The organism is Azonexus sp. R2A61, from assembly GCF_021401135.1.
GTDB lineage: Bacteria > Pseudomonadota > Gammaproteobacteria > Burkholderiales > Rhodocyclaceae > Azonexus.
The window spans coordinates 251,094-272,871 of record NZ_JACBFO010000003.1 but is presented as its reverse complement, the minus strand read 5'-3'; the positions used below and the strand labels follow the sequence as shown (position 1 = coordinate 272,871).

Annotated in this window: 23 protein-coding genes; 10 read left to right on the top strand and 13 right to left on the bottom strand. The window is 65.4% G+C overall.

Going from position 1 to position 21,778, the window contains the following annotated elements; translation table 11 throughout:
- Positions 1 to 4: 4 nt before the first annotated feature.
- Complete coding sequence (locus tag L0962_RS11045) at positions 5 to 1,540, bottom strand: cytochrome ubiquinol oxidase subunit I (protein ID WP_234086487.1); 1,536 nt, start codon at positions 1,538 to 1,540, stop codon at positions 5 to 7.
- A gap of 327 nt (positions 1,541 to 1,867) precedes the next feature.
- Here L0962_RS11045 and L0962_RS11040 point away from each other — a divergent pair, with 327 nt between their 5' ends.
- The 6 genes from L0962_RS11040 (at position 1,868) to L0962_RS11015 (ending at position 8,420) form a co-directional block, all read left to right on the top strand.
- The gene (locus L0962_RS11040) at positions 1,868 to 3,115 is read left to right on the top strand and encodes a HAMP domain-containing histidine kinase (RefSeq protein WP_234086486.1); all 1,248 of its coding nucleotides are present in this window, start codon (positions 1,868 to 1,870) and stop codon (positions 3,113 to 3,115) included.
- Positions 3,112 to 3,669: a response regulator transcription factor gene (locus L0962_RS11035; RefSeq protein ID WP_234086485.1), complete on the top strand. Its 558-nt coding sequence runs from the start codon at positions 3,112 to 3,114 to the stop codon at positions 3,667 to 3,669. The genes L0962_RS11040 and L0962_RS11035 overlap by 4 nt, the downstream gene beginning before the upstream one ends.
- Positions 3,670 to 3,812: 143 nt before the next feature.
- On the top strand, positions 3,813 to 4,685 hold the full coding sequence (locus L0962_RS11030; protein WP_234086484.1) for a hypothetical protein: 873 nt from the start codon (positions 3,813 to 3,815) through the stop codon (positions 4,683 to 4,685).
- Positions 4,678 to 5,739: a 4Fe-4S binding protein gene (locus tag L0962_RS11025; protein ID WP_234086483.1), complete on the top strand. Its 1,062-nt coding sequence runs from the start codon at positions 4,678 to 4,680 to the stop codon at positions 5,737 to 5,739. Before L0962_RS11030 ends, L0962_RS11025 begins: the two co-directional genes overlap by 8 nt.
- Entirely contained in the window at positions 5,729 to 6,484 is a 756-nt protein-coding gene (locus L0962_RS11020) for a sulfite exporter TauE/SafE family protein (RefSeq protein WP_234086482.1), read from the top strand. The genes L0962_RS11025 and L0962_RS11020 overlap by 11 nt, the downstream gene beginning before the upstream one ends.
- Positions 6,485 to 6,494: 10 nt before the next feature.
- On the top strand, positions 6,495 to 8,420 hold the full coding sequence (locus L0962_RS11015; RefSeq protein ID WP_234086481.1) for a TonB-dependent siderophore receptor: 1,926 nt from the start codon (positions 6,495 to 6,497) through the stop codon (positions 8,418 to 8,420).
- A gap of 180 nt (positions 8,421 to 8,600) precedes the next feature.
- Here L0962_RS11015 and L0962_RS11010 read toward each other — a convergent pair whose 3' ends face one another.
- The 4 genes from L0962_RS11010 to L0962_RS10995 form a co-directional block, all read right to left on the bottom strand.
- Positions 8,601 to 8,765 carry a DUF3149 domain-containing protein gene (locus tag L0962_RS11010; protein WP_234086480.1) on the bottom strand — a complete coding sequence of 55 codons (165 nt, stop codon included), beginning with the start codon at positions 8,763 to 8,765 and terminating at the stop codon, positions 8,601 to 8,603.
- A 290-nt stretch (positions 8,766 to 9,055) separates the two neighbouring features.
- Positions 9,056 to 9,688 (bottom strand): glutathione S-transferase family protein, encoded by a 633-nt coding sequence (locus L0962_RS11005; protein WP_234086479.1) that lies wholly within the window; start codon positions 9,686 to 9,688, stop codon positions 9,056 to 9,058.
- Entirely contained in the window at positions 9,685 to 10,074 is a 390-nt protein-coding gene (locus L0962_RS11000; protein ID WP_234086478.1) for a hypothetical protein, read from the bottom strand. The genes L0962_RS11005 and L0962_RS11000 overlap by 4 nt, the downstream gene beginning before the upstream one ends.
- Positions 10,071 to 10,394, bottom strand: coding sequence for a thiosulfate sulfurtransferase GlpE (locus tag L0962_RS10995; RefSeq protein ID WP_234086477.1), 324 nt, complete (start codon positions 10,392 to 10,394; stop codon positions 10,071 to 10,073). Before L0962_RS10995 ends, L0962_RS11000 begins: the two co-directional genes overlap by 4 nt.
- 188 nt (positions 10,395 to 10,582) lie before the next feature.
- Here L0962_RS10995 and L0962_RS10990 point away from each other — a divergent pair, with 188 nt between their 5' ends.
- Both L0962_RS10990 and L0962_RS10985 read left to right on the top strand, forming a co-directional pair.
- Entirely contained in the window at positions 10,583 to 10,981 is a 399-nt protein-coding gene (locus L0962_RS10990) for an RcnB family protein (protein ID WP_234086476.1), read from the top strand.
- Positions 10,982 to 11,112: 131 nt separating this feature from the next.
- Positions 11,113 to 11,415, top strand: a complete 303-nt coding sequence (locus tag L0962_RS10985; protein ID WP_234086475.1) for a monooxygenase — start codon at positions 11,113 to 11,115, stop codon at positions 11,413 to 11,415.
- A gap of 9 nt (positions 11,416 to 11,424) precedes the next feature.
- Here the strand turns inward: L0962_RS10985 and cowN are convergent, their stop codons facing one another.
- The 4 genes from cowN to L0962_RS10965 all read right to left on the bottom strand — a co-directional run bounded on the left by cowN (position 11,425) and on the right by L0962_RS10965 (position 13,749).
- The gene (cowN, locus tag L0962_RS10980) at positions 11,425 to 11,745 is read right to left on the bottom strand and encodes a N(2)-fixation sustaining protein CowN (RefSeq protein WP_234086474.1); all 321 of its coding nucleotides are present in this window, start codon (positions 11,743 to 11,745) and stop codon (positions 11,425 to 11,427) included.
- 77 nt (positions 11,746 to 11,822) lie between these two features.
- Positions 11,823 to 12,479, bottom strand: coding sequence for a Crp/Fnr family transcriptional regulator (locus L0962_RS10975; RefSeq protein WP_234086473.1), 657 nt, complete (start codon positions 12,477 to 12,479; stop codon positions 11,823 to 11,825).
- Positions 12,480 to 12,575: 96 nt separating this feature from the next.
- Positions 12,576 to 13,424: a D-hexose-6-phosphate mutarotase gene (locus L0962_RS10970; RefSeq protein ID WP_234086472.1), complete on the bottom strand. Its 849-nt coding sequence runs from the start codon at positions 13,422 to 13,424 to the stop codon at positions 12,576 to 12,578.
- Entirely contained in the window at positions 13,408 to 13,749 is a 342-nt protein-coding gene (locus L0962_RS10965; RefSeq protein WP_234086471.1) for a DUF3301 domain-containing protein, read from the bottom strand. Before L0962_RS10965 ends, L0962_RS10970 begins: the two co-directional genes overlap by 17 nt.
- A 92-nt stretch (positions 13,750 to 13,841) precedes the next feature.
- Here L0962_RS10965 and L0962_RS10960 point away from each other — a divergent pair, with 92 nt between their 5' ends.
- Both L0962_RS10960 and L0962_RS10955 read left to right on the top strand, forming a co-directional pair.
- Positions 13,842 to 15,332, top strand: coding sequence for a hypothetical protein (locus tag L0962_RS10960; RefSeq protein ID WP_234086470.1), 1,491 nt, complete (start codon positions 13,842 to 13,844; stop codon positions 15,330 to 15,332).
- Positions 15,333 to 15,338: 6 nt separating this feature from the next.
- The gene (locus L0962_RS10955) at positions 15,339 to 16,184 is read left to right on the top strand and encodes a 23S rRNA (adenine(2030)-N(6))-methyltransferase RlmJ (RefSeq protein ID WP_234086469.1); all 846 of its coding nucleotides are present in this window, start codon (positions 15,339 to 15,341) and stop codon (positions 16,182 to 16,184) included.
- 3 nt (positions 16,185 to 16,187) lie between these two features.
- On the opposite strand, the gene L0962_RS10950 is transcribed toward L0962_RS10955, so the two are convergent.
- Genes L0962_RS10950 through L0962_RS10935 form a run of 4 tightly spaced genes read right to left on the bottom strand, consistent with a single transcriptional unit; the run spans position 16,188 to position 21,727 of the window.
- The gene (locus L0962_RS10950; protein ID WP_234086468.1) at positions 16,188 to 17,396 is read right to left on the bottom strand and encodes a DUF3095 domain-containing protein; all 1,209 of its coding nucleotides are present in this window, start codon (positions 17,394 to 17,396) and stop codon (positions 16,188 to 16,190) included.
- A complete protein-coding gene (locus L0962_RS10945; RefSeq protein WP_234086467.1) occupies positions 17,389 to 18,402 on the bottom strand; it encodes an HD-GYP domain-containing protein in 1,014 nt (337 codons plus the stop codon). The genes L0962_RS10950 and L0962_RS10945 overlap by 8 nt, the downstream gene beginning before the upstream one ends.
- Positions 18,402 to 21,350 (bottom strand): MHYT domain-containing protein, encoded by a 2,949-nt coding sequence (locus L0962_RS10940; RefSeq protein ID WP_234086466.1) that lies wholly within the window; start codon positions 21,348 to 21,350, stop codon positions 18,402 to 18,404. Before L0962_RS10940 ends, L0962_RS10945 begins: the two co-directional genes overlap by 1 nt.
- The gene (locus L0962_RS10935) at positions 21,347 to 21,727 is read right to left on the bottom strand and encodes a nucleotide pyrophosphohydrolase (protein WP_234086465.1); all 381 of its coding nucleotides are present in this window, start codon (positions 21,725 to 21,727) and stop codon (positions 21,347 to 21,349) included. Before L0962_RS10935 ends, L0962_RS10940 begins: the two co-directional genes overlap by 4 nt.
- Positions 21,728 to 21,778 lie beyond the last annotated feature (51 nt).

Here is a 21,778-nt window from a genome sequence, read left to right as displayed (position 1 = left end):
TCCTTCAGGCCTGGTTGGGTTGCAGGGCCACCGGGCCGAGACGGGCGTACTTGAACATCAGGTACATCTCGGCGATCAGCAGCAGGGTGTAGAAACCGACGAAACCGGCAATCGATCCCCACAGGCTGGCGGCAGACAGACTGGAGGCTGACAGGTAGGTCGGCAGCGTGCCGAACACCGTCCACGGCTGCCGGCCGTATTCGGCGACCAGCCAGCCGCTGTGGATCGCGATCCACGGTGCCGGGATGAAATACAGCGCCCACTTGAGCAGCCATGGCTTCTGTTGGAAGTTGTTGCGGATGCTCGACCACAGCGCCACGGCGAACAGCACCAGCATCGCGAAACCGAGGCCGACCATCACGCGGAACGACCAGAACAGCGGCGCCACGCGCGGCACCGAATCATGCGCGGCGCGATCGAGCTGCGCCGGCGTGGCCTGGCTCAGGTCCGGGCTGTACTGCTTGACCAGCAAACCGTAACCCAGGTCTTTTTGATGTTTTTCGAAGGTCGACCGCGCCATTTCGTCCTGCGGATCGCGGCGCAGCGTTTCCAGTGCCAGGTTGGCCTGGACACCGTTCTCGATGCGCAGCCGGTTTTCGGCGCGAATCTCGCGGATGCCGGGCAAGGTCTCGCTCGTCGACCGGGTCGCGATCAGACCGAGCACATAGGGCACGCGGATGGCCCAGTCGTTCTTCTGCTCGGCCTCGTTGATCGACGCGATCAGGTTGAAACCGGCCGGTGCCGGTTCGGTCTCCCACATCGCCTCGATGGCGGCAAGCTTGGATTTCTGCGATTCGGAGACGGCATATCCCGACTCGTCGCCGAGCACGATCACCGACAGTACGCCGGCCACCCCGAACGCAGCAGCCACCCGGAAGGAGCGACGAGCGAATTCGATGTGCACGCCTTTCAGCAGATACCAGGACGAAATGCCGAGCACGAACAGCGAACCCGCGACATAGCCGGCCGCCACGGTGTGCACGAACTTGGCCTGCGCCGCCGGATTGAAGACCAGCGCCCAGAAATCGACCAGTTCCATGCGCATGGTCACCGGGTTGAACACCGAGCCGACCGGATCCTGCATCCAGCCGTTGGCGATCAGGATCAGCACCGCCGACAGATTGGTGCCCAGCGCCATGAGCATCGTCACCGCCAGGTGACCGCCCTTGGACAGGCGGTTCCAGCCGAAGAAGAACAAACCGACCATGGTCGATTCGAGGAAGAAGGCCATCAGCCCCTCGATCGCCAGCGGCGCACCGAAGATGTCGCCGACGTAGTGCGAGTAGTAGGCCCAGTTGGTGCCGAACTGGAACTCCATGGTAATGCCCGTGGTCACGCCCAGGGCAAAGTTGATGCCGTAGAGCTTGCCCCAGAACTTGGTCATGTCGCGGTAGATTTCCTTGCCGCTCATGACGTAGGCGGTTTCCATGACGACCAGCAGCCAGGACAGGCCCAGCGTCAGCGGCACGAAGATGAAGTGGTACATCGCCGTCGCGGCAAACTGCAACCGCGACAGGTCAACGACCGTCGAATCAATCATGACGATTCCCCTTTGAATATCGATTGACGAAGCCGGCGAGCCCCCCTTCCCACATCACGCCGGCGAGGTGACCGTCGAGGCCGGAGCCCCGACGGCCGGAGATGCGCCGACGCGAGCTTGGGGTCCATCGGCCGGCGCATTGTGCTGTCCCCCAACGCCCGGCAGAAGTGACCGAATGTCGCTGAGGCGGCTTGTCGCACCCGCTCTCCGGGTGCGACATTCAGTCACTTCCCGCAGACGGTGGTGCACCTTAAGGTGGCGATGTGTTTCATCCGTGAACCACCTCTCAATGCTTTCAAGCCCCGGCAACCGGGGCTTCTTTTTATCGTGATCGCTTCGCTGACCCGGCTCACCCAGACCCGCCTGATCGATCTGCGCTGGCTGTCGATCGGCGCCATGCTGATCGCCGCCCTGATCAGCCCCAACGTGCTGGGCACGCACGAGATACTGCCCCGCCTGCTGGCCTTCACGACCCTGGCCGCCAGCCTGAACGCCTGCCTGTGGCTTGCTTCGCGCTTTCATATCAGCGACCGCCACGGCATTCCGGCACTGACCCCGATGCTGCAACTGCACTTCGACCTGCTCTGCTGGAGCATCTTCATCTACCTGTCCGGCGGCGCGACCAATCCGCTGATCTCGGTCTTCCTGCCGCTGGTCGCCATCGGCGCCATCACACTGGAGCGCGGCCAAGCCTGGCTGCTCGGCGTCAGCGCGATCCTCTTCTATTCGTTCCTGTGGCGCTTTCACCTGCCGCTGCCTGTCGTCGACGCCGAGCGGGCCACCTACATGCACCTGCTCGGCATGTGGCTGGTGTTCGGCGTATCGACCGTCGTCTCCATCTGGTTCATCCAGAGCATGAGCGGTACGCTGCGCCGGCGCGACGCGGCGCTGGCCGAAGCGCGCGAACGGAACATCGAAGCCGACTGGCTGTTGTCGCTGGGCACCCAGGCCGCCAGTGCGGCGCATGAAATGTCCACCCCGCTGGCCACGGTCGGATTGCTGCTCGAAGACTGGCAGGAGGATGCGCAGTTTCCCGACGAACTGCGCCCGGAACTGCAACTAGCACGACGCCAGATCGATCGCTGCCGACAGAGCCTGGACCGGCTATCGCAACGGGCACGGCAAACCGGCGCCAGCGGACAATCGGCGGCCAGCTGGTTGAAATCCTTCGTCCATGCCTGGCAGGCCAATCATCCGGCAACCGATTTCCGGCTGGAAACCCTTGAAGCCCAGGATATCCAGGCAGAAACCTTCGACCTGGCCAGCGAACGCGCCCTGGGTTGCCTGCTGAACAATGCGCTGGAGGCCGGCGCCCGGCAAATCCTGCTCAGCACACGGAAACACGGCACCGCCCTGGAGATCGTCGTCGAAGACGACGGCTGTGAACTGCCGGAGCCCGCCCGAACCGACTGCCTGCCGGCCGAACTGCTCGACACCCGTCAGAGCCGCCTGGCCATTGCCCGTGCCACGGCCGAGCAGCGCGGCGGCCACCTTCATCAGCGCGGCGGCGAAACCGGCGGCACGCGCATCGAATTTCTGCTTCCCCATCCCCCCATCCGAGAAAAAAACGCATGAGCGAAACAGCACCGCGACTCCTGATCGTCGAAGACGACGACAACTACCGGACGACCCTGGCCCGGGCCATGACCCGCCGCGCCTTCGAAGTGCGCACGGCCGCTACGCCGGCCGAAGCACTGAGCGAAGGCGGCGATTTCGAACCGGAGTACGTCATTCTCGACCTGAACCTCAGCGGGCAGTCAGGCCTCAACCTGATCACACCGCTCCTCGAACGCTCGCCCGGCGCCCGGATCGTCGTGCTGACCGGTTACGCCAGCATCCAGACCACCGTCGCCGCCATGCGCCTGGGCGCCTGCCACTACCTGCCCAAGCCGGCCAACATCACCGACATCGTCCAGGCACTGACCGAAGACCGGATCGAGATCGACTCCGAAGTCGGCAGCGATCAATTGAGCGTCCGCCATCTCGAATGGGAGTACATCCAGCGCAAGCTGGCCGAGCACCACGGCAATATTTCGGCTACCGCCAAGGCCCTGAAGATGCACCGCCGGACGCTGCAGCGAAAGCTGGCAAAAAAGCGCCCGCCGGCCCAGGACAACTTCACCGAATGACCCGGCCGGAGACCGCGATGACATCCGGCTAAATATCGGATTTATCTTAAGAATCATGGCATTGTGCGACGATATGTCGCACCGGCAACGGCAGCGAGGCGTGCCAAGATTGCGCGCCTTTTCACTCCGGACTGCCTGCGAACGTGTCTTACCGAACAGCCTTTGGCGGACTTCTGCTCTCCGCCCTGACCGCCCTCCCGCCGATGCTTCATGCCCATGAAAACCACGGCGGCACATCGACCGATAACGGACCATCGGCCACCGCAGCAGTTGGCAAAGCATGGACGACCCTGCCGACACTGCTGGCAACGATGAGCCGCGGCGGCCCGCCCGGCGTGCGCCTGACGAGCACCGGTGGCCCCTTCGAAAACGCCTTCATCCAGACACCGGAAAATCCGCTGTCGGTGCCGTTGACCGCAGCAGCCGGCGGCTGGCAAGCCGACAAGGCGCTGCTCGGCAGTGGCGGTCATCTCTGGTTCCGTGCCGAACGCAGCGACGAATCGGGAACCTTGCGTCAGATCGTCCGCGCTTCGACCTATGACTTCTTCCCGGCCAAACACCAGGTTCCCACCGAGATGCTGCTGGCGCCGCGCGGTGGCCTGGAAATCGTCCCCCTGCGCCTGCAGGAACACGGCGGAACGCGCGAGGGCAGCCGCTGGCGCTTCCTCGTGCGCTTCGAGAATGCGGCCTTGCCCGGCAGCGTGCTGCGCATGGAAACCGAAGGCGGTAGCCGACGCGACTTCACTGCCGACCGCGACGGCATCGTCGAGATCGAGCTGCCGCACGATTTCAGCGCCGACCGGCTGAACCGCCGGGAAGGCATGGCGGCGCAGCAGGCCTTCGTGCTCGCCGCCCGCCACACCGCCGGCGATACCCGCTATCTGAGTACCTACAGCCAGTTCTACCACCCGGACCGCATGCGCGAACGCAACCTGGGCGCCGGCATCGGCGTGTTCGCACTCGGCATGCTGCTGGCCGTTCCCCTTCTGCGGCGCAAGGAGAAGAAAAATGCCTGAGTTCATCCGCCGCCTGGTCCCGACCCTCGGCCGCTTCCGGCTGCTCGTCCAGTTGCTGACCTTGTTCCTCAGTGTTTACGGCAGCCTCGTCGTCGGCAGCTACGCCGCCGAAAAAATCTCGACCGCGCTGCCGGCGCTGTCCTGCGCCTACGACAAGCTGAATGGCGGCTATTGCGCCCTGGTCCCCTTCCAGCACCAGATGGATCATCGGGTCGGCGCGGCCCTGGCGCGCGCCCAGCAAGTCACTGCCCAGGTACTGATTCCGCTGTTCATCACCTTTGCCACCTTCCTCGCCTTCTTTTTCGTGCTCGGCAAGGCGTTCTGTGCCTGGGTCTGCCCGCTGGGCACCGTTCAGGAATGGCTCTACCGGCTGGGCCGTCGCCTCGGCTTCGGGCAGACCACCGTACCGGCCGGCCGCCTGCGCTGGCTGCGCCCGGTCAAATGGCTGATCCTGCTCGGCCTGGTATTCCTGCTGCCACTGCTCGCCGGCCTGGGTTATGCGCCGCATTCGGCCGGCAACCCGTACTGCGATATCTGCCCCTCGCGCATCGTCACCACCCTGCTCAGCGCCGATACCGAAGAACTGGCCCTGCGTACCGGTGCCGACGGTTTCAGCCTGGGCATCGGCATCATCGGCAACCTGCTCGCCGGTTTCATCGTCGCGGCGGCGCTCGCCGTGCGTCAGCCGTTCTGCCGCATTTGCCCGATGCTGGCGCTCAATGCCGTCGCCCGCCATGCCTCGCTGTTGCGTCTGAGCAAGACCGCGCACGCCAAATGCGACAAATGCGGCATCTGCACCAAGGCCTGCCCGATGGACATCCCGGAAATCCACCATCGGCACGGACGCCACGCCTTCAACGAGGATTGCACGCTGTGCGGCCGTTGTGCGGAATTCTGTCCGGACGACCAGGTCATCCACCTGAAATTCGGCCCGTTCGCGCTGTTTTCGTCGAAACGCGACTACTACAAGCAACGGGTGCGCAGCGAGACGCCGGAAGGCCAGCCCAAGCCGATCCGCATCGTGCGCCGGACGGACCGCAACCATGTCGCCTGAACTCTCCCACGCCTGGCTGTCGGCCTTCCTGCTCGGCGTCTCGCTGGGCATCACCGCCTGCGCCGCGACCTGCCTGCCATTCATCGGCACCTTGATGCTCGGCCGGGCCGACGGTCGCAGCGCCGGCCTGCGCGATGCCGCGGCCTTCCTCGGCGGCCGGTTGCTGGCCTACACGCTGCTCGGCGGGCTGGCCGGCGCGCTCGGCGCCTGGTTCGTCAAAGGGCTGGCGGAAGGCTACGGCAACCTGGCGATCGGCGGTGCCGCCCTGCTTTCCGCCGTGCTACTGATCAACGATCGTCGCCAGGCACACCGGCAATGTCGCCGGCAGGCGGCCAACGCCCGGCTGTCGCCACTGTTGCTCGGCGTCGCCCTGACCCTGATTCCCTGCGCGCCGCTGGCCAGCCTGCTGGCGACCGCCGCCGGCTCGGAGAGCGGCTGGCAAGGCACCTCGATCGGTTTCTTTTTTGGCCTCGGCGCCCTGTTGACCCCAATGCTGGTCCTGATCCCCGCCACCGCCAGCCTGGCACGCTCGCTGTGCGTCGACCAGCCGTGGCTGAAACGTCTGCTGCCCTGGTTTGCCGCCGCCGTGCTGCTCGCCATCGGTACGCGTCGCATCGCGCAAGTCTCGGCGACCGCCGCACTGATCGCTGCCGGCATCGCCGTCGTCCTGCTGATTGCGCTCACCCGGCGCCGTCCGGCGACCGGCACGCATCCCGTTTTCTTTCACCAACGTCAAATCGACTGAGTTTTCGATCATGATCCGCACCCGCTTTCCGCTCTTCACCCGCCGGCCCGTCGGCCTGGCCGTCTGCCTCGCCCTGGGCGCGCCTCTGCATGCGCAGGAGGCCAAACCGCTTGCCACCGTGGTCGTCACCGCCGCCAGCTACGAGCAGCCGATCCAGGATGTCCAGGCCAGCGTGCAGGTGGTCGGCCAGCGCGATCTCGAGGCGACGCCCGGGTTGTCGCTGATCGACGCGCTGGACCAGGCGGTCGGCGTCGATACCCGCGGCACCATGCTCAATTCGACGATCAGCATGCGCGGCATGACCGGCAGCGGTACCCTGGTCCTCTACGATGGCCTGCGGCGAACCCAGAAGTATGGATCCCGCGACATCAATTTCTACTCGACCGAAGACGTCCGGCAGATCGAAATCGTCCGCGGCCCGATGTCCGCGCTCTACGGTGCCGATGCCTCCGGCGGCGTGATCAACGTGATCACCCGGCAACCCGCGCTGAACAGCGGCCTGCACGGCGGCGCTTCGGCAATGTACGGGCAGGCCCAGGGCGGCCAGCGCGAAACCAACCTCCTGAAGGGCTACATCGAATACGGCGGCGAGAGGCTGACCCACCGCCTGAGCGTCGAAAAGCGCAATCGCAATCCTTACGATGCCGACCCGTCGACCGCAAGAGCCGACATCAAGGGCATCGACGAAAGCTATGTCAGCTACCACGGCGGCCTGCAGATCGCCCCCGGACAAAAATTGCGTCTGTCGCTGGAACACGCCGAACAGAACGACCGCAGCCCGGATCAGTTGAGCGCGGCGCCATTCACCCAGTTTCAGGCCTACGAAAAGGAAATCCGCAATTTCGCCAGCCTGAACTACACCGGCGAGGCCGGACCTGGCGTGCTGGCCCTCGACGCGGCCATCGGCCGCAGCGAAGGGGAAACCACCCGCGCCTATCCGACGCTCGAACGCACCGACTACAACCAGACCCAGTTCGGCGGCCGCTATGTACTGCCGGTCGGCGACCACACCCTGACCGTCGGGCTCGGCCAGCAGAACGACAAGATCAGCATAGCCAACAACACCAGCAAGGTCGGCGACCGGACCAACGACTATCTTTTCGTCCAGGGCGAGATGAAATTCCTGCGCGACTGGAGTCTGCTGGCCGGCCTGCGTCACGACCGTTTCAACGAATTCGGCAACGCCACGACGCCGCGTCTGTCGGTCCAGTACCGTCCGGGCCACTGGAACTTCCGTGTCGGTTACGGAGAATCCTTCCGGGCGCCGACGGTGCTTGAACAATACTCGACCTTCCGCCGCGGGACCTTCCTGATCGTCGGCAATGCCGACCTGGTACCGGAAGAAAGCCGCAGCATCGAAGCGGCCGCCGGCTACACCGGCAAGGATTTCCGGATCGACCTGGCCGCCTACCGGACGTACAGCAAGAACCTGATCACCACCGTCTCGGCACCACGCCTGCCCGGCGACCCCGTCGGCGTCGTCTCGCGCTCGGTCTACACCAATGTCGGACGCGCCGAAATCCAGGGGCTCGAACTCAGCGGCAACTGGGCGATCACCTCGCTGTGGTCGTTGCGCGGCGGCTACGAAATCATCGAAGCCCGCGACGAATCGACCGGCAACCGGCTGACCGGCCGCCCCGGCAGCATCCTGCGCGCCGGCCTGCGTTTCGACAACGGCGCCTGGAGCGGCGATCTGCAGGGGCGTTATTACTTCAACTACTACAACTCGCACAACAGCATCCGCGGAGCCACGCTGTCCACAAATTACGGCACCACCGACCTGAAGATCGGCTACCGCTTCAACCGGGCCTTCTCGGTCGCGGCCGGCGTGACCAACCTGTTCAACCGGCAACTGCCGGAAAACTGGGGCTCGATGTACGCGCTGGAAGATCCGCCGACGCGCTTTGCCTACGTCAGCGGCAACTATCGTTTCTGATTCCCGAAAGGCCGGGCGACCCCGACTGCGGCGGGTTTGGGAAAGACGTTTTCACAGGGAGGTGTCATCCGGCCCCGGGCATGGCCGGATGAGGGAAATCCGTCCTGAAACCGCCGCAACGGGAGTCGCCCTCCCTTCATTCCGACCGGCCGCTGCCGGTCGAAAACGGCGCCGCCTGCGTCAATGCACCGCAGGACGGGATGGGTTGTTGCGACTGGACTCCGCGTCCGACTTCATGTGCCTGGCGGCGTAACCGGCGATGTACCAGCCCATGACCAGAATGAAAGCGATGGTGAACAGGCTCAGCAAGCCGATATCCGACGTAAACAGTAACTCCCATGCCATGACGATTCTCCTGTTTTTATCTTGCGGTCGATGACTGCCGGACGGCAATCACGGAGAAGCAGAGCGCAAGAGACATGCCCGCATGACATATTGCGGTCGACCGCCGGAAAACAGCAAAAAAGCCGCCGGACAAAAAAGCGCCGAAAAGCCAGCCCGACAAGGATTTGCGGCGGGTGCACAATCACCGGGGCGGAGAAAGCCACGATCGCCCGGCCATCGCGAGCTCGCCACCGACGTCGGTCAAAAAAGACAACTTTTGCCATTCATGACACGCAAAACGCCGAAAAAACTCAGCGCAAGGCCGACGCGTAGCCCTCTTCGGCGAGCACCTGCCGCACCGCCGGACGCGTCAGAATGCGCCGGTAATGCGCCGCACAATTGGGCGGCAGCGGAATGCCGATGCGCTCGGCCCAGAATTCGACGTAGAACAGCGCCGCGTCGGCCACCCCGAAACGCTCGACCACCCAGTCGCGACCGGCCAGTTCCTTGTCGGCCAGCGCAAATCCCTGCTCGACGATCAGCCGGCCCTGCGCTTCCACCGACGCATGATCGCAATGGCTCGGCGCAAAACGCTCGGTGGTGAAAATGCGGGCAAAACCTTGCATGTGCAGCGTGTTGACCGCGTGGTTGAGCAGGCCGAGCACGCGCACCTCGTCGGCCACGCTTTCCGGCAGCAGGCCGCGCTTCGGATAACTGCGACCGAGCCACCAGGCGATTGCCGAAAACTCGGTGAGCACGCTGCCGTCGTCGAGCATCAACGCCGGTACCGTGCCTTTCGGATTGATCGCCCGGTATTCCTTGCTGTTGGCGTCGCCAGCCAGCAGATTGACGATATGCGCCTCGAACACCAGGCCGCATTCCTCGAGCAGGATGTGGATGCCGGTCGAGCACGAACCGGGCGTCATGTAGAACTTCTTGGTCAAGCGTTTTCCTCCGCACCGTCGTCGGTCGATTCCTGTTCGTCGTCAAACAGCCCTTCGGCACGGATGCGCGCCTTGAACGCTTTCATCACCGGCCGCGAAATCGCCGATTCGGCCAGCACGCGCTGTTCGTAGATATGGTTGCGCAGGGCGTCGTCGGCGTCGCCGCGCGCCGCGGCGATCAGCGCATGGAGATCGCCGCCGAGCAACACGCCCGGCTGCGCCTTCACCGCATCGTAGAGCTCGGCCATCCGCCGCTTCTCCCCCGGATGCATCTTGCATTTGCCGTCGAGTATCTTGAGCATCACCGCCGTCGCGCAATCGACTTCGCTCGGCGTCAGCGGATGCGCCGCCGTCCACGCCGTCACCCGCGCCAGGCTGTCGCTCACGCGGCAACCGCCGCCAGCGCCTCGTAACCGCCGTCGACGCTATACACCCGGGTGAAACGGAAATCGGCGAACATCTGCGCGTACTCCTTGCTGGCATTGCCGTGATAGCAATAGATGACGACCGTCGTGGATTTGTCCAGCCGGCGCATCCACAGCGGAAAGCGCGACAGGTCCAGATGGGCGGCCTCGGGCAGGCGGGATGTCTGGAAACTTGCCGGATCGCGGACATCGAACACGGCCGCCGCCGGATCGGCGGCGATCAGCGCAAGCGCTTCGGCAGCGGAAATGCACCGGAAGGCTGAAACATCCTGAGAATTCATGGCGACGGATCCGAAAAGGGCTGCGGGCCTTCACGCAAAACCGATGCCAGGCGAAAAACCGCAATGACAGGCCGTCGACCGCAGAAACATGCGTAGGCTTTGTTACATTCTGGACAACAAAGCCGCACTGTCATGACGCGCGCCGCTGGTTAAAGTCGTCTCACCCAACAACACCCAGGAGACACATCATGATCCGCCATCGCCCGATGACCCTGATCGCCGCCCTGCTGCTGAGCCTGAGCGCCGGCCTGGCCCATGCCGATCCGCACGACCGTCACGGTCGCCACGACCGCCAGGATGGCCATCGCTATCAGCCGCAGCATTCGCCTCAACACTACGACCGGCACCACCAAACGCGCGGCTATGATCGCCATCACCGCGGTCCCGGCATCGGCCCGCACCGGCACTACCACCGCGGCGACCGACTGGCCCATGCCTACCGCAGCCCGCACTACGTCGTCGCCGACTGGCATCGCCACCACCTGTACGCCCCGCCGCGCGGCCAGCAATGGGTTCAGGTCGGCCCCGACTACGCGTTGATCGCCATCGGCACCGGCATCATCGCGCAGATCGTCATCGGTCGCTGAGCGCCGGTCTGCCGGCAGGCAGGGCTGACATCGCCGGCCGTCGCATTTGCAACGGCATCGGATTTTTTACAGAATCGCCAACCGGAAACCCCGCTGTCGTCGCCCTGAAACCCTCATCAAGAAAGCCTGCCATGCCCTACCTGCTGCAAGTCGACTTCCCCTACGCCGGCCCCTGGGGCGACGAAATGAGCAACGCGATGCAAGACCTGGCCCGATCGATCGCCGACGAACCAGGGCTGTTGTGGAAGCTGTGGACGGAGAACCCGACCGCCGGCGAAGCGGGCGGCGTCTATCTGTTTGCCGACCGGGCCAGCGCCGACGCGTATCTGACCATGCACAGCGCACGCCTGAAAGGGTTCGGCGTGCCTGCGGTCAACGCGAAGATATTCGCGGTTAACGAGGCGCTGTCGCGGATCGACCGCGCCCCGCTCTGAGGCTGCCGTTCAGCAGCACTCCTCTTCGACCAGGAAGAGCAGGTCGAGCGCAACCTGGTCTTCACGCGATTCGAACAACTCGCGAATCTGGTTGATGTGCGAATGGACCAGGAACAGATCGTCCGGCGCCGGGCCGCTTTTCGGCGTGCGCTTGGCCAGGAAGTAATCCCAGAAAGCCTTGGCCTGGCCGGATTCCGGCGCGTGCTGTTCGATCATTTCCATGACCCGGCGGGCATTGCCGTCGCAATCGATGCCGTCGAAGGTGATGTAGCGATCGGTCTTTTTCTTGCGGCAGCCGCAGTCGACCGCGCTTGGCGCTTGATTCTCCATGATGCTGACTCCCGGACTGAAGGAGTCGTCACTGTAACGCCGCGGCAGGTTCCTGTCCGTCGGCTGGCCGACAGTTGTCAGGCGATCTTGTCGGCCAGCTCGCGCAGTTCGTGCAGGCCGCGAATGCGCAGCATGCGGCGGCCCGGACGGTCGAGGATGCCCTGGCGCTGCCATTCGTTGAGCAGCGACGAAACGGTCTGCCGCGTCGAACCGAGCAGGCTGGCGATGTCTTCGGTACCGAGATCGAGGCTGACCAGCCAGTCGCCGCCGTCGAGCGGCCGACCGCGCCGTTCGACCATGCCGATCAGGAAGCGCGCCAGGCGCGACGGTACTTCGCGGAAGGCCAGGTCTTCGATCAGCGTGACGGCATTGCTCAGCAGGCGGCCGAGCACGCGCATGGTGGTCGGGGTCAGCGACGGATCGCTGGCCAGCCGGCGGGCGAAGGCCGGAGTGTCGATCAGCCAGACGACGGTGGGAGCCACGGCCTCGACGTAGGTCGGCGTGTGCGTGGTGTAGATGTCGCCCGGTTCGAGGAAACTCAGGCTGAGGTCGCGGCTTTCACCGGCCAGGTAAACACGCAGCCTTCCGTGCTCGACGATGAACACTTGATTGCGCGGATCGGCCGGCGTGGCGAACAGCGCACCGCGCGCCAGTTCCTGGCGTGCGAAGCCGGCCAGCATTTCCGGCGGCAGGCAGGCGGCAGTGGGAGGTTTGACGGATTCGACGACACGCATGCCATCGTTCAAGCAAAAGCGGGGCCACGCCGGAAAGCGCGCCCCGCCTCGTTTCAGGCCGGCCGACAGTGTCGCGAATGCGACAAGCGGACAGGATTACACGGCGACCAGCGACTGGCGGCCGTACCACTCGTCGCCGGGCGCCACGCTGGCCACGCTGTCGGCCATCGCCGCTTCGACGCAGAGCATGTGGCGCCAGCCTTCCGGCGCCATGTCGCTGAGCGCCGCGCATTTATCGACCCAAGGATTCCAGACGACGACGTCGGCAAAGCCCTGCTGCTGGATGCCCAGGCTCAGGTTGCCGGCGCGCAGCAGTTGCGGACGGCGAACCCGGCGGTAAATCCGGTCGGTTTCGCGGTCGACCGCAAGTTCGGTCCCGGTTTCGCGGATCACCCGGTCGCCGTTCGCCGCATCGCGGTAATCGTGGCCGTAGAGGCCTTCGAGCGCGGCATCCTCGACCTGGACGACGCGCAGATAGGTATGCAGCGCGCCGGTAAACGAAAACGCCGTGTCGCCGGGGTTGACCACGCACAGTTCGAGGTCGAGGCGGTCCTTTTCCAGCATCACCGTCAGTTCGAGGCGGAAGGAATGCGGCCAGATGGCGCGGGTGTCGGCGTCGTCGGCGGTTTCCAGCGTCAATAGCGCGTAGTCGTCGCCGCTGCGCTGCGCCGCGACATCCCACCGCCGGTTGCGCACAAAACCGTGGCGCGGCAGGTCGCCGCGCGCACCGAACTGGGGAAAGCAGACCGGCACGCCGCCGCGGATCGCCTGGCTGCCGTCGAAGACGGCGCGCTCGGACAGGAACAGGCGTTCGCGGCCGTCCGGCGTGGTCCATGACAGGACCTGACCACCGAGGCGGCTGACGATGGCCGTGCCGCCGCCCGGCCCGTGCAGGCGGAAGGCTTCGAGACCGTGGAATTCGATGGATTCAATGCAGGGTTTCATGCGGGGATGGAACAACGTGAAGTTGGGGACGGATGCTGAGGATTTCGACGTCGTGGCCGAGCAGCGTGACGCTGCCGCGCCGCCGGTTGTCGCCGGTATCGGAGTATTCGAAAGCGAAGCTGCGGCGCAGCCGCAGGCGGCCGTCGGCGTCGCGCGCCAGGCGCAGGCCCTGGCCGGCCACACTGTCGTCGAGCAACTGCCAGCCGGCTTGATCGCAGGCCCGGCGGGCCGCATCGATGCCGATTTCGCGGGCCTTCAGGCTGTCCAGCCAGAACCAGGCGCCGGCGCCGAGCAGGCCGATCACGAAGAGTTCGAGGAAATCCATCGCGCCAAGTATACGCGGATGGTCAATATCGCCGCTGCACAAGCACGCCGTAATCGCCGATAATCCCGCGACTCAATGACATCCCGATGATCATGAACTCCCCTCTTCGCCGCCTGCGCGACCTGCTCAGCTTCAAGCCGGACGAACCCGCCGTCTCACTGCACGACATCCTCACCGGCCTCGGCCCGCTGGCCACGCTCGAACGGCTGACCGGCGAAGCGCTGCCCGAGGCCGGGCGCGAGACGAATCTGCACATGCGCCTGAAACGCCTGGAAGAAATCCGCCAGACCGCCGAACAGGTGCTGCCCGAACTGGAAATCGCGCTGACCCGCTCGGTCCTCCCCTTGCCGCTCGATGCGACGACCAGCGCGCTGCACATCGACAATTTCCTGAAGGCCCTGGCCCAGGGCTACCATGCGCTGGCCCGGCAGATTGCGCGCAGTTCCCGCGCCCAGGCCCAGGGCAACCTGTTCCAGCGCGCCGCCGAGCGGGCGCTGGAAGCGATCGGCCGCCGCCACCTGCTGGCCTACCGCGCCTATGCCCAGCCGTCGCCGTCGTCCTGGTTGCTGGCGCACAAGCTCTACGGCAGCGCGGCAGCGCACTTTCCGGAAAACCTGGACGGCATCCGCAACGCCTATTGCAGCATTCTGCTGTTCGCCTGGTTCGAACCGGCGCGCCTGCACCGCAGCGACCTCGACACGGCGCTCGACTGTGCCCGCCGACTGGCGCCGCAGGCGCGGCTGGCGCAGACCACGGCCGACAATCTGAGCGAAGCGCCGGCCGAACACCGCTTTCTGGTCAATCCGGAAAACGGATCAGCAGGCCATGCACTGGGCCGCCTGCCCGCCGGCACACCGGTATTCGGCAGCTATCTGGTCGACGGCTCGGCAGTGCTGGATGCCCTCGACCACAGCATTGCCGGCCACGCCGGCGAGCCGGCAGGCAACCGCCTCGATGCGCCGCCGGCCGTCTTGCAGGCGCTGCGTGTCGCGCTGGCCGGGCGCAGTGCCCGCCGTTTCTCGCGCACCCGTTTCCGGCCGCGGGCCGATCTGGTGGTCGGCCTCGACCGGGTGATCGCCTTCCTCGACGGCCTCGCCTACACCCGCCGCTCGCTGGATGCGGCGCACCAGCGCGACGACACGCTGGCGCCCAGCGAATGGTCGCTGATCGACGAAAGCCCGGACGGTTTTCTGCTGCGCTTCATCAAGGGCGAGAAATGGCAGGTCGGCGTCGGCGACATCGTGGCCTTGCAGCCGCGCGAATCGAGCAAGGTGCACGTCTGTCTGGTGCGCCGCATCGCCACCATCGGCAGCCGGCTGGAGATCGGCCTGCAGATGCTGTCGCCGCAGGTTAGTGCGGTCGACGTGACAACTGGCGAAAAAACCGTCTGCCGCGCCATCTTCCTGCACCGCCTGCCGGCCTACGGCAAGTTTCCCGGCCTGATCCTGCCACCCGGAAGGCTGCCGGCCGGGCAAGCGGTACGCATCGGGCTGCCCGGCCGACCGCTGGAAAAACGCATCGGCAAATGCATCGATGCCAACGACGGGCTAGAATTCGTCGCCCTCGACCCCAAGTCCGACTGAATCCCGATGCTCAGCTACCGCCATGCCTACCACGCCGGCAATCACGCCGACGTGCTGAAACACCTGATCCTGCTGCAGATCGGCCATTACCTGGGCGACAAGCCGGCACCGTTCTGGATCGTCGACACGCACGCCGGCGCCGGCCGCTACACGCTGGATTCGGTGCATGCCAGCAAGCTGGCCGAATGGAAGGACGGCATCGGCAAGCTGTGGCAGGCCAAAGGGCTGCCGCCGGCGCTCGCCGATTACGTCGATTTCGTCCGCGAACTCAACCCGGACGGCCAGTTGCGTCACTATCCCGGTTCTCCATGGCTGGCCCGCCAGGTGCTGCGCGACAGCGACCGCCTGCGCCTCTACGAAATGCACGGCACCGATGCCCGACTGCTGCAGGAATGCTTTCAGGGCGCCGGCCGCCAGGTGGCGATCACCGAAGGCGACGGCTTTGCCGGCCTGAAGGCGATCCTGCCGCCGCCGCCGCGCCGCGGCCTGGTGCTGATCGACCCGTCCTACGAGACCCGCGCCGATTACACGGCGGTGATCAAGGCCTTGCAGGAGGCGCTGAAGCGCTTCGCCACCGGCACCTACGCGCTGTGGTTCCCGATGCTGCCCAAGCTCGAATCGCGCGAACTGCCGGATCGCCTGAAGCGGCTCGGCGTGCGCAGCTGGCTGCTGGCCACGCTGGAAGTCCGTTCGCCGTCCGGCGACGGCTTCGGCATGCATGGCAGCGGGATGTTCGTCATCAACCCGCCGTGGACGCTGGAAAAGACGCTGCACGACACGCTGCCGACCCTGGTGTCGCTGCTCGGCCAGGACAGCGGCGCGCGTTACGTGCTGGAAAGCCAGGAAGCCTGACGCTCAGCGACGCGCCGCCAGTTCCTTGAGCCGCGCCTTGACCTGGCGGGCGGCCAGCGCATAGCCGCCGTCGCTGCCATCGACGAAATGCACGTGGCGACCTGCATAGGACTCGATCAGGCAGGTGATCAGCGCTTCGCCGGAACGATGACTGCCCCAGGCCAGCCGGCCCGCGGCATACTCCCAATCCAGCCAGCCCTCGAGCAATTTGATCTGCTCGTCGCTGGCATCGACGACCATGCGCAGGGCCCCGTCGAATTTGCGGAAATCGGTATTGGCCACCAGTTCCTGGCGGTAACCGCTCCAGCGCACCGCTTTTGTATCCCGGTTGAAGCGGAACAACAACCAGCCGGCGACATTCTGCAGCAGGGTGCGCAACAGGTAGGCGGTTTTTGCGTACCAGGCGCGGTTGACCGTACGCAGGCGGGTCTGGCCCGACAACTGGGTCGGGGAAAAGCTCAACTGCAATCCGTCGGCGCGCAGCGGATGATGTGCCTGCAGATCGCCGAAAACCTCGTTGATCCGTGCGATGACCCGATGGTAAGTGGCCCGGTTCTCGGCCGGGTCGGTCGCCGTGGCAACGACGATCAGCGACAGCTTGTCGCCGCGGAAGGACGGAACGTTCTGCCAGCGACACTCGAAGCCTTCGAAACTGGCCTCGGCCGGACCTTCGTCCGGACGGACGATCAACGCCTGGCGGTCGTCGTCCTGCTTGACCAGCCATTCGGCCCGCTGCCAGCCGCGGCCGGAAAACACTGGCTGATCGACCGTCGGCGACAGGCTGACCTTGCCCAAGCGCACCCAGTAATCGCCGGCACGCAGTTCGCCAACCCGCACCAGACCGACCCGCAGACGCAAGCCGAAGGCATCGCTCGCCATTCGCTGCGCCCCGCGCAAGGCGACCACCGCTGCCGCTTTCAGGCAATCGGGAATGGCCAGTACGGCGCCATCTCCGCCGAACAGGAAAGGCAGGCTCAACGAGCGCTCGATGTTGCTGACGGCGGCGATCGCCGCCACGCCGACGGTATTGACGTGTTTATAGGCGCCGGCCTGGATCGCCGTCGTCGAATCCTCGACGTCGGCGACCACCACCCACCAGCTGTCCGGCAAATCGGCGTGGCCCTCGGTTTCGACCGCCGCCTCGAAAGACGGCGAGGCCGGCAGATTTTGATAAAAATCCCGGTCGACCGCAGCAGTACAGTGTTCAGGCAACAGCGTCGTCCCCGGTTTCTTCCCAGCGCGTCTTGATCTTCAGCAATTCGGGCAATTGCTCGATGAAACGGCCGGCCAGCTGCGGATCGAAATGCGAACCGGCTTCCTGGCGAATCAGGGCCACCGCGTCCTCAACCGTCCACGGCCGCTTGTAGGGGCGGATCGAGGTCAGCGCGTCAAACACGTCGGCCAGTGCGACGATGCGCGCCTCGACCGGAATGTCCTCGCCGCGCAGGCCGGCCGGATAGCCGCTGCCATCCCATTTCTCGTGATGGTTGAGCGCCACCCGGCGGGCCATCTGCAGCAACGGCGAACGGTCGTCGCCGATGATCTCGGCACCGATTTCCGGATGCCGGCGCATCACCGCCCACTCGTCGGCATCCAGCTTGCCGGGTTTCTGCAGGATGGCATCGGGAATGCCGATCTTGCCGATATCGTGCATCGGCGAAGCGTGCAGGATTTTCTCGGCAAACCGCTCGCCAAGCCCCGCCGCCAGCGCCAGCACCCGCGAATAGTGGCTCATCCGCACGACGTGCAGGCCGGTTTCGTTGTCCTTGTATTCCGCCGCCCGACCCAGGCGCTGGATGACCTGCAGCCGGGTTTCCAGCAGTTCGTCCACACGCACCAGCGACAGGTGCGTGCGCACGCGGGCGCGCACCACCGGCGGGCTGATCGGCTTGGTGATGTAGTCGACCGCACCGACCTCGAAACCATGCGACTCCTCGTCGCTGTCGGTCAGCGCGGTGACGAAGATCACCGGAATGCGTTCGGTGTCGGCACGCTGCTTGAGGGCCCGGCAGACATCGTAGCCGTGCATGCCCGGCATCATCACGTCGAGCAGGATCAGCGACGGCTGCTGGGCGGCCGCCAGTTCGATCGCCTTGTGGCCGTCGCGGGCGAAGAGCAGCCGGAAGTCGTCCTGCAGGACATGGCGCAACACCTGCAGGTTGACCGGCTCGTCATCGACGAGCAGAACGGCGGGACGCAAATCGAGGGGCGCATTCATCAGACAGCTTTCTTTTCGTTGAGGCGTTCGGTCAATCGTTCGATCTGTATCGCAGCCCCGGCAAAATCGAAATCGTCCAGGGCCCGCCTCAGGTCACCGCTCCATCCGACAGGCAACAGGGCCAACAGTTCGCTGCTCAGTTCGTCGGGCAGTTCGCCACGCGCCAGCGCTTCGGCCAGGTCGGCCAGCAGCGGATGCAGGCGCTCGGTATCGACGCTGACCTCGCCGGCACTGTCCTCGACGGCTTCGACGCCCGCTTCCGCTTGCCCCGGATAGGCGCGGATCACCGCCGACTGCAAGGTATCGATCAGGCTGCCGACCTGCTCGATGCGCCCGGCCTTGAGCGCGGCTTCGAGACGGCTGCAGGTGGCCTGCACCGTCGGCAGCGCCAGGTTGCCCGCCGCCCCCTGCAAGCGATGGGCGACCGCCGCCGCACTGGCGAAATCGCCGATCGCCACGGCCTGCACCAGCGCCGCCTGGCTGGCCGGACAGCTCTCGTGGAAACGCAGCAGCGCCGAGCGATACGCCGCCTCATCGCCCCACAGGTCGAGGCCACGCGACCAGTCGACACCGTCGGCCACCGGCTTCAGGCGTTCGGCAATCTCGACAGGCTCGAGATGCAGGCCGAGTACACGGGCAATTTCGCGGTAGAGCGCGGGCAGATCGACCGGCTTGGCGGCGAACCCATCCATACCGGCCGCCCGCGCCGCGTGGTAATCCTCTTCCAGCACCGACGCCGTCAGCGCGATCACCGGCAGATGCGGGCGCCCGGATTGGCGCTCGTCGTCGCGCAGCTGGCGGGTGGCCTGCAAACCGTCCATTTCCGGCATCTGGACATCCATCAGCACGATGTCCAGCGCCTCCGCGGCAATCGCTGCCAGCGCCTGGCGTCCGTCTGCCGCCTTGAAAACCTTGTGTCCGGCCCGAGCCAGGTTGATGTCGAGCAATTCGAGGTTCTGCGGCACGTCATCCGCGATCAGGATGCGCAGCGGCGGCAACTCGATCCGCTTTTCGGCCACTTCGCGCGCCACCGGCTTGCCGGGGTTGAGCGGCAGGAATACGCGGAAGGTACTGCCCTTGCCCAACTGGCTCTCGACGGTGATCTTTCCGCCCATCAACTCGGTCAGCTGGCGAGCGATGGTCGTACCGAGGCCGGTGCCGCCGAAACGCCGGGTGGTGGACGCGTCAGCCTGGGCAAAGGGATCGAAGATGCGCTGGATGCGGTCGGCGGGAATGCCGATGCCGGTATCGACGATGGAGATCGTCACGCCGCTCCCCTGCTCGCCCGGATCGACCCGAACCAGCACGCTGCCGCGCGTGGTGAATTTGATGGCGTTGCCGACCAGGTTGATCAGGACCTGCTGGATGCGCAGGGGATCGCCGACGAAGAATTCGCCGAGCCGTTCGTCGTACTCGCTGCTCAGGAACAGCCCTTTCGCATCGGCCGACAGACGGAGCGACGCCAGCGTCTGGCGACACAGTTCGCGCAGCGAGAAATCGCTGGCCTCCAGCTCGACCGCCCCTTTCTCCAGCTTGGCGGTGTCGAGCACATCGTTGATCAGACTCAGCAGGCTGCGCGCCGACTGGCGCACCGTACTCAGGTGCTTGCGCTGATCGTCGGCCAGTTTCGAGGCCAGCACCAGATCGGTGAAACCGAGGATGGCATTCATCGGCGTACGGATTTCATGGCTGATGTTGGCCAGGAAGCTGCTCTTCGCCTCGGCCGCCATTTCGGCCCGTTCCTTGGCCTGGCGCAGTGCCTGCTCCATCGCGTGGCGCTGGCTGATGTCGGTGACGAAACCGACGAACAACGGCTCACCGCGGGTCTCGACCCGGCCGATGGCCAGCCGCATCGGCATCAGGCTGCCATCGCGCCGCAGACCGGTGACTTCGCGGCCGATGCCGATGATGCGGGCGTCGCCCTCCTGAAGATAACGGGCCAGATAGCCGTCGTGACGCGAACGGTCGGGCTCCGGCATCAGCATGCTGATGTTGTTGCCGAGCATGTCCCGGGCCGGCCAGCCGAACATCGTCTCGGCGGCGCGATTGACATCCTGGATGATGCCTTGCGCGTCGATCGTGATGATGCCGTCGACCGCCGTCTCGACGATCGCCCGGGTCCGCGACTGCTGCTGCCGCATGCGCAGGAAAAGCTCGCGGTAGCGCATCAGGCCGTTGGCCGACATCGCCGCGGCAGCCACCACCACCGTCAGCAGCGCGATATTGAACGCCATGTAGTAATCGACGTTCGAGCCCTGTACGTAGTACGGGTCGTCGAGGCCAACGAAACGGGCGGCCGCCATCCCGGTGTAGTGCATGCCGGATATCGCCAGCCCCATGACCGTGCCGCCGAGCAGCATCCGCGTCACGCCCGACAAGCGTTTGCTGCGCCGCAGGCCGAAACGTATCCACAAGGCGAGGATGGCCAGCAGCACCGCCACGACGATGGAGGCGGCGAACCAGTCGGGATCGAAGCGCAGTTGCGGCCCCATGCGCATCGCTGCCATCCCCGCATAATGCATGCTGCCGATGCCGGCGCCGACCAGCACGCCGCTGATCACCAGTAGTTTCCAGGTAATTTCGCGCCGCACCAGCACATTGAGGGCAATCCACGAAGCCAGCAGCCCCGGGATCATCGACAGGAAAGTGCCGGTCAGGTCGTAGCGGACGCTCGTGCAGATCTCGAACGCCAGCATGCCGATGAAATGCATCGCCCAGATGCCGACCCCGAGCACCAGCGCCCCGGTCAGCAGGGCGATCTGCCGATTCAGGCGGCCCTGACCGAGACGTGCCAGCCCGGCCAGCTGAAACGAGACCACCGACGCGGCAATCGCCACCAGCAGCGACAGAGCCACCAGGCCGTAGCTGTAATCGCCGTAGAGCAGGAAGACGCCGTGCGTGTCGTCGAGAAAATAACGCGACCAGATGTCGAGGACCAGCGGATTCAAGGCTGATCTCCTTCGGCCGGGACATGCAAGCGGGTGTATTTTTCGCGCGAGCCGCGCGCGCGGTCGACCGGGTATTTCAACGCATTCTTGCGCAGCTTTTCATGCGCGGCGGCCAGCAGGTCGATACCGGCATGGTCGGCGATCAGCAGCAGGTAGAGCAGCACGTCGGCGCATTCGTCGCGCAGCGCTTCGCCGAGCCGTTCATCGGCCGGCAGCGCCTCGATCTCCTCGTCGCTGCGCCATTGCGTCAGCTCGAGCAGTTCGGCAGCTTCCAGGTTGAGCGATGAAATCAGGTGACGCAGGGTGTGGAACTGGCGCCAGTCGCGGGCATCGCGGAAGGCCAGCAGTTCCGCGGTCAACTTGCTTAGGTCGGGCAATTTTGCGCTCTCCGGGAGGAGCTCGCATGATGCCAGCGCCCCTCCCCGGAC

Excerpts from the sequence above, each read along its gene's own strand:
- L0962_RS11025 (WP_234086483.1), top strand. The coding sequence starts at position 4,678 with ATGCCTGAGTTCATCCGCCGCCTGGTCCCGACCCTCGGCCGCTTCCGG.
- L0962_RS10965 (WP_234086471.1), bottom strand. The coding sequence starts at position 13,749 with ATGGATTTCCTCGAACTCTTCGTGATCGGCCTGCTCGGCGCCGGCGCC.
- L0962_RS10995 (WP_234086477.1), bottom strand. The coding sequence starts at position 10,394 with ATGAATTCTCAGGATGTTTCAGCCTTCCGGTGCATTTCCGCTGCCGAA.
- L0962_RS10970 (WP_234086472.1), bottom strand. The coding sequence starts at position 13,424 with ATGAAACCCTGCATTGAATCCATCGAATTCCACGGTCTCGAAGCCTTC.
- L0962_RS11035 (WP_234086485.1), top strand. The coding sequence starts at position 3,112 with ATGAGCGAAACAGCACCGCGACTCCTGATCGTCGAAGACGACGACAAC.
- L0962_RS10955 (WP_234086469.1), top strand. The coding sequence starts at position 15,339 with ATGCTCAGCTACCGCCATGCCTACCACGCCGGCAATCACGCCGACGTG.
- L0962_RS11045 (WP_234086487.1), bottom strand. The coding sequence starts at position 1,540 with ATGATTGATTCGACGGTCGTTGACCTGTCGCGGTTGCAGTTTGCCGCG.
- L0962_RS11020 (WP_234086482.1), top strand. The coding sequence starts at position 5,729 with ATGTCGCCTGAACTCTCCCACGCCTGGCTGTCGGCCTTCCTGCTCGGC.
- L0962_RS10990 (WP_234086476.1), top strand. The coding sequence starts at position 10,583 with ATGATCCGCCATCGCCCGATGACCCTGATCGCCGCCCTGCTGCTGAGC.
- L0962_RS11010 (WP_234086480.1), bottom strand. The coding sequence starts at position 8,765 with ATGGCATGGGAGTTACTGTTTACGTCGGATATCGGCTTGCTGAGCCTG.
- L0962_RS11015 (WP_234086481.1), top strand. The coding sequence starts at position 6,495 with ATGATCCGCACCCGCTTTCCGCTCTTCACCCGCCGGCCCGTCGGCCTG.
- L0962_RS10960 (WP_234086470.1), top strand. The coding sequence starts at position 13,842 with ATGAACTCCCCTCTTCGCCGCCTGCGCGACCTGCTCAGCTTCAAGCCG.
- cowN (WP_234086474.1), bottom strand. The coding sequence starts at position 11,745 with ATGGAGAATCAAGCGCCAAGCGCGGTCGACTGCGGCTGCCGCAAGAAA.
- L0962_RS10945 (WP_234086467.1), bottom strand. The coding sequence starts at position 18,402 with ATGAATGCGCCCCTCGATTTGCGTCCCGCCGTTCTGCTCGTCGATGAC.
- L0962_RS10975 (WP_234086473.1), bottom strand. The coding sequence starts at position 12,479 with ATGCGTGTCGTCGAATCCGTCAAACCTCCCACTGCCGCCTGCCTGCCG.
- L0962_RS10985 (WP_234086475.1), top strand. The coding sequence starts at position 11,113 with ATGCCCTACCTGCTGCAAGTCGACTTCCCCTACGCCGGCCCCTGGGGC.